Annotated in this window: 15 protein-coding genes; 8 read left to right on the top strand and 7 right to left on the bottom strand. The window is 70.5% G+C overall.

Translation table 11 applies throughout. The features are described 5' to 3' along the window. Window positions 1-147: 147 nt before the first annotated feature. From gap to ACZ3TI_RS09645, 5 genes are all read left to right on the top strand, one after another. Complete coding sequence (gene gap / locus ACZ3TI_RS09665) at window positions 148-1155, top strand: type I glyceraldehyde-3-phosphate dehydrogenase (RefSeq protein WP_465725194.1); 1008 nt, start codon at window positions 148-150, stop codon at window positions 1153-1155. A 153-nt stretch (window positions 1156-1308) separates the two neighbouring features. Beyond that, on the top strand, window positions 1309-2520 hold the full coding sequence (locus ACZ3TI_RS09660; RefSeq protein WP_465725192.1) for a phosphoglycerate kinase: 1212 nt from the start codon (window positions 1309-1311) through the stop codon (window positions 2518-2520). 4 nt (window positions 2521-2524) lie between these two features. After that, window positions 2525-3310 (top strand): triose-phosphate isomerase, encoded by a 786-nt coding sequence (gene tpiA, locus ACZ3TI_RS09655; protein WP_465725190.1) that lies wholly within the window; start codon window positions 2525-2527, stop codon window positions 3308-3310. 87 nt (window positions 3311-3397) lie between these two features. Beyond that, window positions 3398-3634, top strand: a complete 237-nt coding sequence (gene secG, locus ACZ3TI_RS09650; protein ID WP_402218557.1) for a preprotein translocase subunit SecG — start codon at window positions 3398-3400, stop codon at window positions 3632-3634. Window positions 3635-3840: 206 nt separating this feature from the next. Further along, the gene (locus ACZ3TI_RS09645) at window positions 3841-4128 is read left to right on the top strand and encodes an RNA polymerase-binding protein RbpA (protein ID WP_030238413.1); all 288 of its coding nucleotides are present in this window, start codon (window positions 3841-3843) and stop codon (window positions 4126-4128) included. 62 nt (window positions 4129-4190) lie between these two features. On the opposite strand, the gene pgl is transcribed toward ACZ3TI_RS09645, so the two are convergent. The 5 genes from pgl to tkt all read right to left on the bottom strand — a co-directional run bounded on the left by pgl (window position 4191) and on the right by tkt (window position 10995). Then, a complete protein-coding gene (gene pgl, locus ACZ3TI_RS09640; protein WP_465725188.1) occupies window positions 4191-4979 on the bottom strand; it encodes a 6-phosphogluconolactonase in 789 nt (262 codons plus the stop codon). Continuing rightward, window positions 4976-6052 (bottom strand): glucose-6-phosphate dehydrogenase assembly protein OpcA, encoded by a 1077-nt coding sequence (gene opcA, locus ACZ3TI_RS09635; protein ID WP_465725186.1) that lies wholly within the window; start codon window positions 6050-6052, stop codon window positions 4976-4978. Before opcA ends, pgl begins: the two co-directional genes overlap by 4 nt. Then, window positions 6049-7605 (bottom strand): glucose-6-phosphate dehydrogenase, encoded by a 1557-nt coding sequence (gene zwf / locus ACZ3TI_RS09630; protein ID WP_465725481.1) that lies wholly within the window; start codon window positions 7603-7605, stop codon window positions 6049-6051. The genes opcA and zwf overlap by 4 nt, the downstream gene beginning before the upstream one ends. Before the next feature lie 61 nt (window positions 7606-7666). Then, window positions 7667-8809, bottom strand: a complete 1143-nt coding sequence (gene tal, locus ACZ3TI_RS09625; RefSeq protein ID WP_465725184.1) for a transaldolase — start codon at window positions 8807-8809, stop codon at window positions 7667-7669. Window positions 8810-8895: 86 nt separating this feature from the next. Continuing rightward, window positions 8896-10995 (bottom strand): transketolase, encoded by a 2100-nt coding sequence (gene tkt, locus ACZ3TI_RS09620; RefSeq protein WP_465725182.1) that lies wholly within the window; start codon window positions 10993-10995, stop codon window positions 8896-8898. A gap of 465 nt (window positions 10996-11460) precedes the next feature. Between tkt and ACZ3TI_RS09615 the strand changes: the two genes are divergently transcribed. Then, window positions 11461-12408, top strand: a complete 948-nt coding sequence (locus ACZ3TI_RS09615; RefSeq protein ID WP_465725180.1) for a heme o synthase — start codon at window positions 11461-11463, stop codon at window positions 12406-12408. 68 nt (window positions 12409-12476) lie between these two features. Here the strand turns inward: ACZ3TI_RS09615 and ACZ3TI_RS09610 are convergent, their stop codons facing one another. Next, window positions 12477-13118 (bottom strand): DUF2461 domain-containing protein, encoded by a 642-nt coding sequence (locus ACZ3TI_RS09610; RefSeq protein ID WP_465725178.1) that lies wholly within the window; start codon window positions 13116-13118, stop codon window positions 12477-12479. Window positions 13119-13190: 72 nt separating this feature from the next. On the opposite strand from ACZ3TI_RS09610, the gene ACZ3TI_RS09605 reads away from it, so the two are divergent. After that, window positions 13191-13529 (top strand): hypothetical protein, encoded by a 339-nt coding sequence (locus ACZ3TI_RS09605; protein WP_030238391.1) that lies wholly within the window; start codon window positions 13191-13193, stop codon window positions 13527-13529. A 67-nt stretch (window positions 13530-13596) separates the two neighbouring features. Here the strand turns inward: ACZ3TI_RS09605 and ACZ3TI_RS09600 are convergent, their stop codons facing one another. Next, entirely contained in the window at window positions 13597-14583 is a 987-nt protein-coding gene (locus ACZ3TI_RS09600; RefSeq protein WP_465725176.1) for a COX15/CtaA family protein, read from the bottom strand. A gap of 626 nt (window positions 14584-15209) precedes the next feature. Here ACZ3TI_RS09600 and ACZ3TI_RS09595 point away from each other — a divergent pair. Beyond that, a complete protein-coding gene (locus ACZ3TI_RS09595; protein WP_465725174.1) occupies window positions 15210-15932 on the top strand; it encodes an LAETG motif-containing sortase-dependent surface protein in 723 nt (240 codons plus the stop codon). The last annotated feature ends 51 nt before the right edge of the window (window positions 15933-15983 follow it).

The following is a 15983-nucleotide window of genomic DNA, read 5'->3' as shown; positions in this document are numbered from 1 at the left end:
CCCGGATCCGCGCCACGCCGCGTCTTGCCAGGTGGCGCGATGTGCCCTCGCAGGCCAGGGAGGGGTAGGGTCATAGGCGGTCGGGGACTTCCCAAATCTCACCCCCGTCGGGCTCCGGCCCGGCGTACCTAACGAGGAGATCGGTTCGTGACGATCCGGGTAGGCATCAACGGCTTCGGCCGCATCGGCCGCAACTTCTTCCGGGCGGTCAAGGCCCAGGGCGCTGACATCGAGATCGTCGGTGTCAACGACCTCACCGACACGAAGACCCTGGCTCACCTGCTCAAGTACGACACCACCCTGGGCACCTTCCCGGGCGAGGTCTCGCACACCGAGGACAGCATCACCGTCGACGGCCACACCTTCAAGGTGACCGCCGAGCGTGACCCGGCCAACCTTCCGTGGGCCGCCCTGGGCGCCGACATCGTCGTCGAGTCCACTGGCATCTTCACCAAGGCCGAGGCTGCGAAGAAGCACCTCACCGCCGGCGCGAAGAAGGTCATCATCTCGGCGCCCGCGACCGACGAGGACGTCACCATCGTCCTGGGCGTCAACGACGACAAGTACGACGCTGCCAAGCACGACATCATCTCCAACGCCTCCTGCACCACCAACTGCGTGGCGCCGATGGCCAAGGTGCTGAACGAGAGCTTCGGCATCGTCAAGGGTCTGATGACCACCGTCCACGCGTTCACCAACGACCAGGTCACCCTGGACTTCCCGCACAAGGACCTGCGCCGTGCTCGTGCGGCCTCGCAGAACATCATCCCGACCTCGACGGGTGCCGCCAAGGCGACCGCCCTGGTCCTGCCGGAGCTGAAGGGCAAGCTGGACGGCACCTCGCTGCGCGTCCCGGTCCCGACCGGCTCCATCACCGACCTGGTCGTCACCCTCGAGCGCGAGGTGACCAAGGACGAGGTCAACGCGGCCTTCCAGAAGGCCGCGCAGGAGGGCCCGCTCAAGGGCATCCTGGCCTACACCGAGGACCCGATCGTCTCCTCGGACATCGTCAACGACCCGGCCTCCTGCATCTTCGACAGCCAGCTCACCATGGTCCAGGGCAACCAGGTCAAGGTGCTCGGCTGGTACGACAACGAGTGGGGCTACTCGAACCGCGTCGTCGACCTGGTCACCCTCGTCGGTGGGCAGCTCTGACTCGGTGGGAGCTGACGTGATGTAGGGGCGAGGGCCCGGACGGCGCACCATGCCGACCGGGCCCTCGTTCCGCGCTTCCAGTACTTCCCAGGCGGCCCCTGCGCCGTGCCGCCTCTGCGCATCAACCATCTCCCCAGGAGAAACCGAATCCCCGTGAAGACCATCGAAGAGCTCATCGAAGCCGGTGTCGCTGGCAAGCGCGTGTTCGTGCGCGCCGACCTCAACGTCCCGCTGGACGGCGAGACGATCACCGACGACGGCCGGATCCGCGCCGTCGCCCCGACCATCGCCAAGCTGGCCGCGGCCGGCGCGAAGGTCGTCGTCGCCTCGCACCTCGGCCGCCCCAAGGGCGAGCCGGACCCGAAGTTCTCGCTCGCCCCGGCGGCCAAGCGGCTCGGCGAGATCCTCGGCAAGGACGTCGCCTTCGCCACCGACACCGTCGGCGACAGCGCCGCGGCCACCGTCGCCGCGCTCGGCGACGGCGAGGTCGCGCTGCTGGAGAACCTGCGTTTCAACGCCGGCGAGACCAGCAAGGACGACGCCGAGCGCAAGGCCTTCGCCGAGCAGCTCGCCGAGCTCGCCGACCTCTACGTCGGCGACGGCTTCGGCGCCGTGCACCGCAAGCACGCCTCGGTCTACGACCTGCCCGGTCTGCTGCCGCACGCCGCGGGCGACCTGATCGCCACCGAGGTCGGCGTGCTGAAGAAGCTCACCGACGAGGTTCAGCGACCGTACGTCGTGGTGCTCGGCGGCGCCAAGGTCTCCGACAAGCTCGGCGTGATCGACAACCTGCTGAAGAAGGCCGACAGGATCCTCATCGGCGGCGGCATGGCGTACACCTTCCTCAAGGCCAAGGGCCACGAGGTCGGCATCTCGCTGCTGCAGGCGGACCAGATCCCGGTCTGCCTGGAGTACCTGGCCGAGGCCGAGAAGCGGGGCGTCGAGTTCGTCCTGCCGGTCGACGTCCTGGTCTCCGCCGAGTTCCCGGACCTCAAGGGCAAGACCCCGGCGAACCCGGACCTCGTCGCCTCGGACGCCATCCCGGCCGACAAGGAGGGCCTGGACATCGGCCCGAAGACCCGCGAGCTGTACGCGGCCAAGCTGGCCGACGCCGGCACGGTGTTCTGGAACGGCCCGATGGGCGTCTTCGAGCACCCGGACTACGCGAACGGCACCAAGGCCGTCGCGCAGGGCCTGCTGGACAGCGACGCGTTCACCGTGGTCGGCGGCGGGGACTCCGCCGCGGCCGTCCGCATCCTGGGCTTCGACGAGAACGCCTTTGGACACATCTCGACCGGCGGTGGCGCGAGCCTCGAGTACCTGGAGGGCAAGACCCTTCCCGGTCTCGCCGCCCTGGAAGGCTGAAAGCATGACCGACCGTCTCCCGCTCATGGCGGGCAACTGGAAGATGAACCTCAACCACCTCGAGGCCATCCAGCACACCCAGAAGCTGGCCTTCGCGCTGGCCGACAAGGACTACGAGACCGTCGAGGTCGCCGTCCTGGTGCCGTTCACCGACCTGCGCTCGGTGCAGACCCTGGTCTTCGGTGACAAGCTGAAGATCAAGTACGGCGCGCAGGACATCTCGCAGCACGACGGCGGCGCCTACACCGGCGAGGTCTCCGGCCCGATGCTGGCCAAGCTGCAGTGCACCTACGCGGTGATCGGCCACTCGGAGCGCCGCCAGTACCACGGCGAGAACGAGGAGATCGTCAACGCCAAGGTGAAGGCCGCCTACCGGGCCGGGGTCACCCCGATCCTGTGCATCGGCGAGCCGCTGGAGATCCGCAAGGCCGGCACCCACGTCGAGTACACCCTGGCGCAGCTGGACGGCGCCCTGGCGGACGTCCCGGCCCACCAGGCCGAGAGCATCGTCGTCGCCTACGAGCCGGTCTGGGCGATCGGCACCGGCGAGGTGGCCACCCCGGAGGACGCGCAGGAGGTCTGCGCTGCCATCCGCAAGCGGATCGCCGAGCTGTACGACGCCGAGCTGGCCGACAAGGTCCGTGTGCTGTACGGCGGTTCGGTCAAGTCGTCGAGCGCGGCCGGCCTGATGGCCAAGCCCGACATCGACGGCGGCCTGATCGGCGGTGCCTCGCTGGACGCCGACGAGTTCGTCAAGATCGTGCGCTACCGTGAGCAGGCAGTAGGCTAACGCCGCTGCAGCAACGTAGGCTTTGGGGCCGGACCGCCGTACGCGGCCCGGCCCCTTCGCCGAAGATACGAGAGAGTTGGTCCCGTCGTGGTTCTCGGGTTCTCGATTGCCCTGATCATCTTCAGTCTGCTGATGATCCTGCTGGTGCTGCTGCACAAGGGGAAGGGCGGCGGCCTGTCGGACATGTTCGGCGGTGGCGCGATGTCCACCGGCGGCGGTTCGGCGGTGGCCGAGCGCAACCTGGACCGCATCACCATCGTGGTCGGCCTGGGCTGGTTCGCCTCCATCATCGTGCTCAGCCTGCTGCTGAAGTACCAGAGCTGACACAAGCCTGACGCCCCGTCGCCCCAGCGCCTATCCTGGGACGGTCGGGGGCGGAGGCAGTGGGTGGCGAAGGCTTAACTCCTGCTTACACTAGGACGACTTTCGCCACCGACGCGCACCGCGGCGGGTCGGCGCACCAGTACGCAGGGAGTCAGACCGTGGCAAGTGGCAATGCCATCCGTGGCAGCAGGGTTGGGGCCGGCCCGATGGGCGAGGCGGAGCGCGGCGAGTCCGCCCCGCGCAACCGGATCTCCTTCTGGTGCGCCAACAAGCACGAGACCCGGCCCAGCTTCGCCGCCGAAGCGGCGATCCCGGACACCTGGGACTGCCCGCGCTGCGGCTTCCCGGCCGGTCAGGACCAGCACAACCCGCCGGCGCCCTCGCGCAACGAACCGTACAAGACGCACCTCGCCTACGTCCGTGAGCGGCGCACCGACGCCGACGGCGAGGCGATCCTGGCCGAGGCGCTGGCGAAGCTCCGCGGCGAGATCTGAGTCGAACAGGCAGAGAAGGGCGCCACCGTCGATGACGGTGGCGCCCTTCTCCGTTACGCCCGTTACGCCGAGGCCGGCGGGTAGAGCTGCGGCGGGATCCGCTCCGCGGCCGCGCGGTCCAGCAGCATCAGGGTGCGGCTGCGCCCGTACGCGCCGGAGGCGGGCGCCTGGATCTCGCCGGCGCCGGACAGGGCCAGCGCGACCGCGCCCGCCTTGTCCTCGCCGGCGGCCAGCAGCCAGACCTCGCGGGCGGCCCGGATGGCCGGGAGGGTGAGCGAGACCCGGGTCGGCGGGGGCTTGGGGGCCCCGCGCACGCCGACCACGGTCAGCTCCTTCTCCCGCACCCCCGGGTGCTCGGGGAACAGCGAGGCGACGTGGGTGTCCGGGCCGACGCCGAGCAGCAGCACGTCGAAGGCCGGGACGCCGAGCCGGTCGCCCGGCCCGGCCGCCTTCCGCAGTTCCTCGGCGTAGCGGGCCGCGGCAGCCTCCACGTCCGAGCCGTCCACCCCGTCCGAGGCGGGCATCTCGTGCACCCGCGCCGGGTCGAGCGGGACGGCGTCCAGCAGCTCGGCGCGGGCCTGGACGGCGTTGCGGTCCGGATCGGCGGCGGGCACGAAGCGCTCGTCGCCCCACCAGAGGTCCAGCCGTCCCCAGTCGACCGCGTCGCGCGCCGGGGAGGCGGCGATCGCGGCCAGCAGGGCGTTGCCGTTGCGACCGCCGGTGAGCACCACCGAGGCGGTGCCGCGGGCGGCCTGGGCGTCCACGATCCGGGTGATCAGCCGGGCCGCGGCCGCCTGGGCCATCAGCTCCTTGTCCCGGTGGACGACCAGCTGCGGGGTCGCGTTGGTCATGCGCTTTCCTTGGTGGTGCGCTTGCCGGCGGCCTTCTTCGCGGGCTTCTTCTCCGAGGCGTCAGAGGTGACCCGCTCGGGGTTGGCCACGGCCTCCTCGGCGACCTCCCGGGCGATCCGCTCGGCCACCGCCGTCTCGGCGTTGGCCGGCTCGTGCAGCCGCTCGACGGGCGTGCGCACGGCCGTCGCGTAGATGTCGTCCGGGTCCAGGCGGCGCAGCTCCTCGGCGATCAGCTCCGAGGTCTCGCGCCGCTTGAGCGCCACCTGGCGGTCCGGCGAGCCGGGCATGGACAGGGTGCCCATCAGGCCGTCCGGGCGGTCCAGGGTGATGTCCCCGTCCTTGGTGCGCAGGTGCACCGCGGTGATGCCGGGGCCACCGGTGACGACCCGCTCGACCGGCACGTGCAGCCGGTTGGTCAGCCACAGGCCGAGCAGCTCGACGCTGGGGTTGTAGGACTCGCCCTCGACCGCCGCGGAGACGATGGTGGACGGCCGCTGGTCCAGCGCGGCGGCCAGCATCGAGCGCCAGCCGGTGATCCGGGTCCAGGCCAGGTCGGTGTCGCCCGGGGTGTAGCTCTGCGCCCGCTGGGCGAGCTGGCCGACCGGGGACTCGGCGGTGACGGCGTCGGTGATCCGGCGCTGGGCGAGCGAGCCCAGCGGGTCCTGCGCCGGGTGCAGCGGCGCGTTGTCCGGCCACCAGACGACGACCGGGGCGTCCGGCAGCAGCAGCGGCAGGACGACCGACTGGGCGTGCGCGGCGAGCTCGCCGTGCATGCGCAGGATGACCGTTTCTCCGGAGCCGGCGTCGGAGCCGACCAGGATCTCGGCGTCCAGCCGGGTCTCGGCGCGGGCCCGCGGCGAGCGCCCGGCGCGCTTGATCACCGCGAGGGTGCGCATCGGGTGCTCGCGGGAGGCGTCGTTGGCGGCCTTGAGGGCGTCGTAGGCGCTGCCCTCGTCGGTCACGATCACCAGGGTGAGCACCATGCCGGCGGCGGTGGAGCCGCTGGCCCGGCGCGCCTCCATCAGCGCGGCGTTGATCTTGCTGGACGTCGTGTTGGTGAGGTCGATCTTCATGGCCGGCGCCAGCTCCTGCCGTCTCGTGCGAGCATCTCGTCCGCCTCGACGGGGCCCCAGGTCCCCGCCGCGTACTGGGCGGGCTTGCCGTGAGTGTCCCAGTACTTCTCGATCGGGTCGAGGATCTGCCAGGAGAGCTCGACTTCCTGGTGGCGCGGGAAGAGGTTGGCGTCGCCGAGCAGCACGTCGAGGATGAGCCGCTCGTACGCCTCCGGGCTGGACTCGGTGAAGGACTCGCCGTAGGCGAAGTCCATCGTGACGTCCCGGACCTCGAAGGAGGTGCCCGGCACCTTGGAGCCGAACCGCACCGTCACGCCCTCGTCCGGCTGGACCCGGATGACCAGGGCGTTCTGCCCCAGCTCCTCGGTCGCGTAGGAGTCGAAGGGCAGGTACGGGGCGCGCTGGAAGACGACCGCGATCTCGGTGACCCGGCGGCCCAGGCGCTTGCCGGTGCGCAGGTAGAACGGGACGCCCGCCCAGCGGCGGTTGTTGATCTCCAGCTTGATGGCCGCGTAGGTGTCGGTCTTGGAGTCGGGGTTGATCCCGTCCTCGTCCAGGTAGCCGACGACCTCCTCGCCGCCCTGCCAGCCGGAGGCGTACTGGCCGCGCACGGTGTGCCGGCCGAGGTCGGCCGGGAGCTTGACGGCGCTGAGCACCTTGAGCTTCTCGGCCACCAGCGCCTTCGGGTGGAAGGACGCCGGCTCCTCGATGGCGGTGAGCGCCATCAGCTGGAGCAGGTGGTTCTGGATGACGTCACGGGCGGAGCCGATGCCGTCGTAGTAGCCGGCCCGGCCGCCGATGCCGATGTCCTCGGCCATGGTGATCTGCACGTGGTCGACGTACGACCGGTTCCAGATCGGCTCGAACATCTGGTTGGCGAAGCGCAGCGCCAGGATGTTCTGGACCGTCTCCTTGCCCAGGTAGTGGTCGATCCGGAAGACCTCGTCCCGGGGGAAGACCTCGTGGACGACCTTGTTGAGCTCCTGCGCGCTCTCCAGGTCGTGCCCGAAGGGCTTCTCGATGACGGCGCGGCGCCAGGAGCCCTGCGGCGGGTCGGCCAGGCCGTGCTTCTTGAGCTGCTGGACGACCGTCGGGAAGAACTTCGGCGGGACGGACAGGTAGAAGGCGAAGTTGCCGCCGGTGCCCTGGGCCTTGTCCAGCTCCTCGATGGTCTCGCGCAGCTTGTCGAAGGCCTCGTCGTCGTCGAAGGTCCCGTGGATGAAGCGCATGCCCTTGGCGAGCTGCTGCCAGACCTCCTCCCGGAACGGGGTTCGGGCGTGGTCCCGGACGGCGTCGTGGACCTCCTTGGCGAAGTCCTCGTCGTCCCACTCGCGGCGGGCGAAGCCGACGAGGGAGAAGCCCGGCGGAAGCAGACCGCGGTTGGCCAGGTCGTAGATGGCCGGCATCAGCTTCTTGCGGGACAGGTCGCCGGTGACCCCGAAGATGACCAGACCGGACGGCCCCGCGATGCGCGGGAGCCGTCGGTCCGAGGGGTCACGAAGCGGGTTGACGGGGGAGGACGGGAGGTCGTCCGCATCCGAATCCGAAGTCAACTCGGGGAAATCAGTGCTCACTTGATGGGCTCCGCTTTCGTGCGCTGGCTGTGAGCAGGGGTCACTTCTCGGCGGCGAAGGAGGCCAGCGAGGCGGTGACGGTGTCGAGCAGCTCGTTCCAGGACTGCTCGAACTTCTCGACGCCCTCGTCCTCCAGGACCTGGACCACGTCGTCGTAGTCCACGCCGGCGGCCGCGATCGCGTCCAGCACGGCCTTGGCGTCGGCGTAGTTGGGGACGATGGTGTTGCCGGTGACCACGCCGTGGTCGCCGGTGGCGTCCAGGGTGGCCTCGGGCATGGTGTTGACGGTGCCGGGGGCGACCAGCTCGGTGACGTACAGGGTGTCCGGCAGGGCCGGGTCCTTGACACCGGTGGAGGCCCACAGCGGGCGCTGCGGCTTGGCGCCGGCGGCCTCCAGGGAGAGCCAGCGGGCGCTGCCGGCGGTCTTGCCGTCGACGCTGCCGAAGACCTCCTCGTACGCCTGGTAAGCGAGGCGGGCGTTGGCCAGGGCGGCCTTGGAGCGCAGGTTCTTGGCGTCGCCGCCGATCTTGTCCAGGCGCTTGTCGATCTCGGTGTCCACGCGGGAGACGAAGAAGGAGGCGACCGACTCGATCTGGGAGAGGTCCAGGCCCTTGGCCTTGGCGGTCTCCAGGCCGGTCAGGTAGGCGTCGATGACGGCCTTGTAGCGCTCCAGCGAGAAGATCAGCGTGACGTTGACGCTGATGCCCTTGCCGATGACCTGGCTGATCGCCGGCAGGCCGGCCTTGGTGGCGGGGATCTTGATGAAGACGTTCGGGCGGTCGACCAGCCACCACAGCTGCTTGGCCTCGGCCACGGTGGTGGCGGTCTCGTGCGCCAGGCGCGGGTCGACCTCGATGGAGACCCGGCCGTCGCGGCCGTTGGAGGCGTCGTAGACCGGGCGCAGCACGTCGGCCGCGTCGCGCACGTCGGAGGTGGTGATCATGCGGATCGCCTCGTCGGTGGTGACCTTGCGGACGGCGAGGTCGCGCAGCTGGCCGTCGTAGGAGTCGTCGCCGCTGCCGGCGATCGCCTTCTGGAAGATGGTCGGGTTGGTGGTGACGCCCACCACGTGCTTGTTCTGCACCAGTTCGGCCAGGTTGCCGGAGTTCAGCCGCGCGCGGCTGAGGTCGTCCAGCCAGATCGCAACGCCTTCGTCGCTGAGGCGCTTCAGTGCGTCAGTCATGGTGCTTCAGTCCCTTGTTCTTCTGCTTCGTGGGGTAGTCAGAGGGGCCGCGTACTCGCGTGCGGGCGAGTACGCGGCCCGGGGTGCTAGCGGTTGACGGCTTCGAGGGAGCGCAGGGCGTTGTGGGCCTCGGCCACCACGCGCTCGGCGGTGATGCCGAACTCCTCGAAGAGCACCTTGTAGTCGGCGGAGGCACCGAAGTGCTCCAGCGAGACGATCCGGCCGTGGTCGCCGACCAGCTCGCGCCAGCCCTGGGCGATGCCGGCCTCGACCGACACCCGGGCCTTGACCGACGGCGGCAGCACGCTGTCGCGGTAGGCCTGGTCCTGCTCCTGGAACCACTCGAAGGATGGCAGCGAGACCACGCGGGTCGCGATGCCCTCGGCCTCGAGCGCCTCGCGGGCCTTGACGGCCAGCTGGACCTCGGAGCCGGTGCCGATCAGGATCACCTGCGGGTCGCCGGTCGAGGCCTCGGCCAGGATGTAGCCGCCCTTCGCGGTGCCCTCGGCGGAGCCGAAGACCTCGCGGTCGAAGGTCGGGACGCCCTGGCGGGTGAGGGCCAGGCCGACCGGGCCGGGGTGGCTGGTCTGCCGCTCGATGATGGTGCGCCAGGCGACGGCGGTCTCGTTGGCGTCGGCCGGGCGGACCATGGCCAGGCCCGGGATGGCGCGCAGCGAGGCCAGGTGCTCGACCGGCTGGTGGGTCGGGCCGTCCTCGCCGAGGCCGATCGAGTCGTGCGTCCAGACGTAGGTGACCGGCAGCTTCATCAGCGCGGCCAGGCGCACGGCCGGGCGCATGTAGTCGGCGAAGACCAGGAAGGTGCCGCCGTACACGCGGGTCCCGCCGTGCAGGGCGATGCCGTTCATGGTCGAGCCCATGGCGTGCTCGCGGATGCCGAAGTGGATCGTCCGGCCGTACGGGCTCGCCGTCTTCAGCGGGTTGCCCTCGGGAAGGAAGGAGCTGTCCTCGTCGATGGTGGTGAGGTTGGACTCGGCGAGGTCGGCCGAGCCGCCCCACAGCTCCGGGATCACCGCGCCGATCGCCTTGAGGGTGTCGCCGGAGGCCTTGCGGGTGGCGACGTCCTTGCCGGCCGGGAAGGAGGGGACGGCCTTCTTCCAGCCGTCGGGCAGCTCGCCGGCCTGGATCCGGTCGAACTCGGCGGCGCGGTGCGCGTTCGCGGCGCGCCAGGCCTCGAAGGACTGCTGCCACTGGTCGCGGGCGGCCTTGCCGCGCTTGATGACCAGGCGGGCGTGCTCGATGACCTGGTCGCTGACCTCGAAGGTCTTCTCCGGGTCGAAGCCCAGGACCTTCTTGGTGGCGGCGATCTCGGCGGCGCCGAGCGCGGAGCCGTGCGCCTTGGCGGTGTTCTGGGCGTCCGGGGCCGGCCAGGCGATGATGGTGCGCATCGCGATCATCGACGGGCGGGAGGTCTCGGCCTTGGCCGCGGCCAGCGCGTCGGCGAGGGCGGCCACGTCGATGTCGCCGTTGGACTTCGGGGTGACCCGCTGGACGTGCCAGCCGTACGCCTCGTAGCGCTTGAGGACGTCCTCGGAGAAGGCGGTCTCGGTGTCGCCCTCGATCGAGATGTGGTTGTCGTCGTAGAGGGCGACCAGGTTGCCCAGCTGCTGGTGGCCGGCCAGCGAGGAGGCCTCGGCGGAGATGCCCTCCTCCAGGTCGCCGTCGGAGACGATGGCCCAGATGGTGTGGTCGAAGGGGGACTCGCCGGCCGGGGCCTCCGGGTCGAAGAGTCCGCGCTCGTAGCGGGCGGCCATCGCCATGCCGACCGCGTTGGCGATGCCCTGGCCGAGCGGGCCGGTGGTGGTCTCCACGCCGGCCGTGTGGCCGTGCTCGGGGTGGCCGGGGGTGCGGCTGCCGGCGACGCGGAAGGCCTTGAGGTCGTCCAGCTCCAGGCCGTAGCCCGACAGGTACAGCTGGGTGTAGAGGGTCAGGCTGGTGTGCCCGGGGGAGAGGACGAAGCGGTCACGGCCGACCCAGGCCGGGTCGGTCGGGTCGTGGCGCAGGAACCGCTGGAAGATCAGGTACGCGGCCGGGGCCAGCGACATGGCCGTCCCGGGGTGTCCGTTGCCGACCTTCTGGACGGCGTCCATCGCGAGGACTCGCGCGGTGTCCACCGTGCGCTCGTCCAGATCGGTCCACTCGAATGCGTTCGTCGGCGCAGTGCTCACCCTGTCTCAGGGCTCCTTCCGTATTGAAGAGTGACCCCGTGAATTGGGGACCGGGTCGGCCACGGCGCTGTGGTCCCGACGCTGGGTGGTGCCGGTCACGGAGGGTAGATCCCGCTTCTGCGTGCGAGCCTACCGTCCGGGCCGGGGCTCACCCTCCGTGCTGAGACAACCGGGATTTCCGCATGGTGATTCCCACTAGGCCGGTGTGACTGCTTTTGTCCCAGGCTCTCCCGTTTCTCGGCCGTCCGCCGCCGGGGTGGTCGGGACGGGCGAGCGAGGCGCGCCAAGGACGGTTCGTGGCATCACCCAGTCGGTTCACCCGCGGGTGTGCGGTTGCGCCTCGCCGGGGACCCCGGAGCCGGATGGGATATATGGAGCGTCTATGGTGTCGTGGTACGCGCAGAGCGGACGATTTCGGGACCCTTCGTTCCTGTGGACGCCTGCGAAGATTCATCTTCAGTTGGGGTGTTAGTGACCGCCGTCGAAACCCGTCCCGCCGGGGTCACCGGGGCGACTCCTGCGCACCGGCCGATCGGGGCCCGTGTCGGCGCGTTCGTCGCACTGACCAAGCCACGGATCATCGAGCTGCTGCTGATGAGCACCGTGCCGGTGATGTTCCTGGCGCAGCAGGGCGTGCCCGACATGCTGCTGGTGCTGAAGGTCGTGGTCGGCGGCTACCTCTCGGCGGGCGGCGCCAACGCCCTCAACATGTACATCGACCGCGACATCGACGCGGTGATGTCCCGCACCGAGCGTCGGCCGATCGTCACCGGCATGGTGTCGCCGCGCGAGGCGCTGGTGTTCGGCATCGTGCTGGCGGTCGTGTCGACGCTGCTGCTGGGCTTCGGCGTCAACTGGCTCTCCTCCGGGCTGGCCCTGGGCGCGCTGCTGTTCTACGTGTTCGTCTACACGCTGGGGCTCAAGCGGCGCACCTCGCAGAACATCGTCTGGGGCGGCATCGCGGGCTGCATGCCGGTGCTGGTCGGCTGGTCCTCGGTGACGAACTCGGTGTCCTGGGCGGCCGTGGTGCTCTTCCTGGTGGTGTTCTTCTGGACGCCGCCGCACACCTGGGTGCTGTCGATGAAGGTGCGCGACGACTACCTGCGGGCCGGGGTGCCGATGCTGCCGGTCATCAAGGGCAACGTGGCGGTCGGCAAGCAGGTCGTCGTCTACTCCTGGGTGATGGTCGCCGTCTCGCTGGCGCTGTGGCCGCTGGGGCACATGAGCTGGCTGTACCCGGTCGCCGCGGTGGTGCTGGGCGGGGCCTGGCTGCGCGAGGCGCACGCGCTGTACTCGCGGGCCAAGGCCGGTGTGGTGGGCGCGAAGCTCAAGGAGATGCGGCTGTTCCACTGGTCGATCACCTACCTGTCGCTGCTGATGGTGGTGTGCGCGGTCGACCCGTTCGTGAAGTAGCGGCTCGATGTGCGGAAGAGCCCCGGTCCGGGTGGACCGGGGCTCTTCCGCGTTCGGGCCCGTCGCGTTCAGCGGGCCGGGAGCTCCGACGGGCCGACGTGGCCGTCCAGCCAGTCCCGCAGCGGGCGGGAGGCCTGCAGGAAGCCGGTGATCCGGGTGTAGGCGGTGCGGGTGCCCAGCCACTTCGCCGGCTCCCACTCCTGCCAGGCCACCAGGCCCTTGTGGCGCAGCAGCTCGATCCGCGGGTGGTCCTTGGGGTAGCCGCGCGGGGCCGACTTGAGGGAGTCCCGGCCGAACACCTGCGGGCCGTCCTTCTCCACCCGGGCGATCACCCGCTCCAGCTCGGCGCCGGTGACATCCTCGGCGACGGCGGCGCGGTAGCGCTCCAGCTGGTCCGGGGCGAGCTGGTACATGCCGTTTCCGCAGGCCAGGCCGTCGGCGGAGAGCTGGATGTAGCCGCCGCTCTCCAGGTGGGCGCCGATGTGCGTCTTGTACGGGGACTTGTCGGCGCTGAAGCGGACGTCGCGGTTCGGGCGGAAGATCTTCCCCGGCCCGAACTCCGGTTCCAGCTCGGCGAGCAACTGCTCCATCGGGGCGCGCACGGTGTCCTCGTACTGCCCCTTGTGGGCCTGCCAGAAGGTCTTCGAGTTGTCGGCCTCCAGGTGCTCGTAGAACTCGAGCGCCTCGTCCGGCCAGCCTGTGAACGTCACCTCTCCAGTATGTGTCCCGGTGCACAGGGCGCTCCCGTCGCCAGCGCCCGTACCGGTGGGTAGCATGCGGGCATGAGCAGCGCAGAGACCGCCACCGCCGCCGCGCCGGACGCCCGCACCGAGCGCCGCGCCAAGCGCATCGCCAAGAACCTGACCAGCTTCGCCCAGCAGCACGGCGGCAGCGCCGACGCGGTCGTCGAGTACGTCGGCGCCGTGGCCACCCGGATCGTCGTGGTCGGCGCGGACGGCGCCTGGGGCGACCAGGTGGCCCCCAGCTACGCCGTCGGCCGCCGCGCCGCGGAGCTGGCCGGGCTGACCCTGCACGACGACTTCGAGGGCGAGCTGGGCCTCAAGGTCAAGACCGGCCCGTACGAGTGGAAGCGCATGGCCGGCATCCAGCTCGGCGGCTGAGGCCCGTAGCGACGACGGCCCGGCTCCCCTTCGACGGGGGAGCCGGGCCGTCGCGTCGTTGCACGCGTCAGACGGTCGCGGTCTGCGGGGTCTGGGCGGGCAGCTGCTCGGTGCCGGGCGCGTCCTCGCGGGTGCGGAGGGCGAGGGGGATGCGCAGGGCGGCGATCCAGGTGAGGGCGGCCAGCAGCATGTGGAGGCCGACCATCAGCTCGGGGGCGTCGGTGAAGTACTGGATGAAGCCGAGGACGCCTTGCAGTAGCAGGACGGCGAGCAGTTCCTTGGCGCGGGCCTTGGCGGGCTGGGGGGCCTTGACCGCCGCGAAGACGAAGATCACCGCGATGGCCAGGCCGACCGAGACCATGGCGAAGTCGGCGTGGAACTGGGCCAACCTGTCGTAGTCGATCGGGATGCGCGGGACGATCTTGTTGTCCTTGGGCGTGCCCGGGTGGTGGCCGGCGCCGGTGACCAGGGTGCCGACCGCGACCAGCAGACCGATGACCGTCACCAGGACGTACGACAGCTGGTGGATCGGGCGGGCCACCGCGAGCTTCGGCGGGCCGTCGCCCTCCTTCGTCCGCTCCCACATCAGCAGGGCGACCCAGACCAGGGCCATCGCGGCGATCATGTGCAGCGCGACGGTGTACGGGTTGAGGCCGGTCAGCACGGTGATGCCGCCGAGCACGGCGTTGCTCATCACCAGCCAGAACTGCGCCCAGCCGAGCTTGGTCAGGCTGCGCCGCCAGGGCCGGGCGCACCGGGCGGCCAGGATCGCCCAGCCGACGGCGGCGCTCAGCACGTAGGTGAGCATCCGGTTGGTGAACTCGACGATGCCGTGGAAGCCCATCTCGGCGGTGGGCGTCAGGCTCTCGTCGGTGCAGCGGGGCCAGGTCGTACAGCCGAGGCCGGAGGCGGTGAGCCGGACGGCGCCGCCGGTGACGACGATCACCACGCTCATCACCAGCGCGGCGAACGCGGCGCGCCGGACCATCGCGGCGGAGGGCTGCCAGCGCTCGGCGAGCAGGGAGAAGGGGGTGGTCTTCAGCACGACGTCCATGGTAGGTGGCCTTACGGGCGATCTTGGGGCGGGGCCGGATCGCCGCGCCCGGCGCGCGAGCGGATCGCCGTCGGTGACGCCGAGCGGTTCGGCCTCCCCGAGTGGGTCGGCGAGCCCGTCGGCAGCCCATCCGCGCCGAACAGCGGCAAGCCCGGCGCGAGCGGCTCGGCGAGCCCGTCCGCTCAGGCGAACGGCGGCGGCAACCTGGCGCACACCGGCTCCGGCCCCGTGCTGCCGCTGGCCATCGGCGGTGCCGTGGTGATCGCCGCCGGTGGCGCGATCGTGATGGCGGCCCGGCGCAAGGCGGCCAAGAGGGCCTGAAGAGTCGGGAAGCACGACTGATTGAGGCGACGCCCCCGGTGATTGAACCTGATCACCGGGGGCGCCGTTCTGTCTGAAAGGTGACGAAGTTCATTCAAGTTTGCCGAATCCGCGTTCTGCGAGGTGGCGACTGTGATGGGCTGGTCATGCACATCGGAGACCGGACGGACAGGCGAAATCCGGTCGTACGGCGGGGTGTGGTGGGATGCGGGAGTGCCGGTAGAGTCCCCCGGACAGTCGTAGCGGGCCACCGCGAACCACTCAACACGCCTGCTGCACAAGACCGTTCGGAGGGGAACAGCGTAATGGCGCGACAGCAGCGGCACATCGGGATCGGCGCGGCGGCACTTGCCGGCACGGCGGCGGCCGGTTTTCTACTGCCTCTGGCACTGGCCACCAACGCCTCGGCGCACGTGCCGAGTTGGTCGGTGACCTGCGACAAGATCGTGATCGATCTGATCAACTACAGCCCCAAGCCTGACGTGAAGAACACCGTCAGCCTCACCATCGACGGCGACAAGGTCCTGGACGCCAAGGCCTTCCCCGCCGAGTTCCACGGCACCTTCCCGGTGAAGGACCACACCGCCCCGATCAAGGCGACCCTGGTGGTCACCACCTCGGAGAACCCGAACGAGAAGGGGTGGAACATCAACGAGACCAAGACGATCGAGCCGTGCCACACCCCGACTCCGACCCCGACCCCGACCAAGACCCCCACCCCCACACCGACGCCCACCGTGACGCCGACGAAGACCCCCACTCCCACTCCCACTCCCACTCCCACCCCCACGTCGACGCCGACGCCGACGCCGACGCCGACGCCGACCGGGACGCCGACCACGGCCCCGCCGGTCACGCCGCCCCCGAGCACCCCGTCCCCGGCGCCCAGCACCAGCGGGCCGGCGCTCGCCCAGACCGGTAGCAGCGACGCGACCCCGATGATCGCGGCGGCCGGCGGCGGCGTGCTGCTGGTCGGCGGCGCGCTCGTCCTGCTCGCCCGTAAGCGTCGTGGCGGCAGCCCGAGCTGACGCACCGCGAGCCGAACGCGCGACGCCCCCCGGCCTCGAGTGGCCGGGGGG

The sequence above is a fragment of the Kitasatospora sp. NPDC023120 genome (assembly GCF_055560835.1).
The sequence above is the reverse complement of the archived record's forward strand: the minus strand, read 5'-3'. Positions and strand labels throughout refer to the sequence as shown.

Coding starts and splice junctions, on each gene's coding strand:
- tpiA (WP_465725190.1), top strand. CDS start 2,525: ATGACCGACCGTCTCCCGCTCATGGCGGGCAACTGGAAGATGAACCTC.
- ACZ3TI_RS09645 (WP_030238413.1), top strand. CDS start 3,841: ATGGGCGAGGCGGAGCGCGGCGAGTCCGCCCCGCGCAACCGGATCTCC.
- pgl (WP_465725188.1), bottom strand. CDS start 4,979: ATGACCAACGCGACCCCGCAGCTGGTCGTCCACCGGGACAAGGAGCTG.
- opcA (WP_465725186.1), bottom strand. CDS start 6,052: ATGAAGATCGACCTCACCAACACGACGTCCAGCAAGATCAACGCCGCG.
- tal (WP_465725184.1), bottom strand. CDS start 8,809: ATGACTGACGCACTGAAGCGCCTCAGCGACGAAGGCGTTGCGATCTGG.
- ACZ3TI_RS09605 (WP_030238391.1), top strand. CDS start 13,191: ATGAGCAGCGCAGAGACCGCCACCGCCGCCGCGCCGGACGCCCGCACC.
- ACZ3TI_RS09600 (WP_465725176.1), bottom strand. CDS start 14,583: ATGGACGTCGTGCTGAAGACCACCCCCTTCTCCCTGCTCGCCGAGCGC.
- ACZ3TI_RS09595 (WP_465725174.1), top strand. CDS start 15,210: ATGGCGCGACAGCAGCGGCACATCGGGATCGGCGCGGCGGCACTTGCC.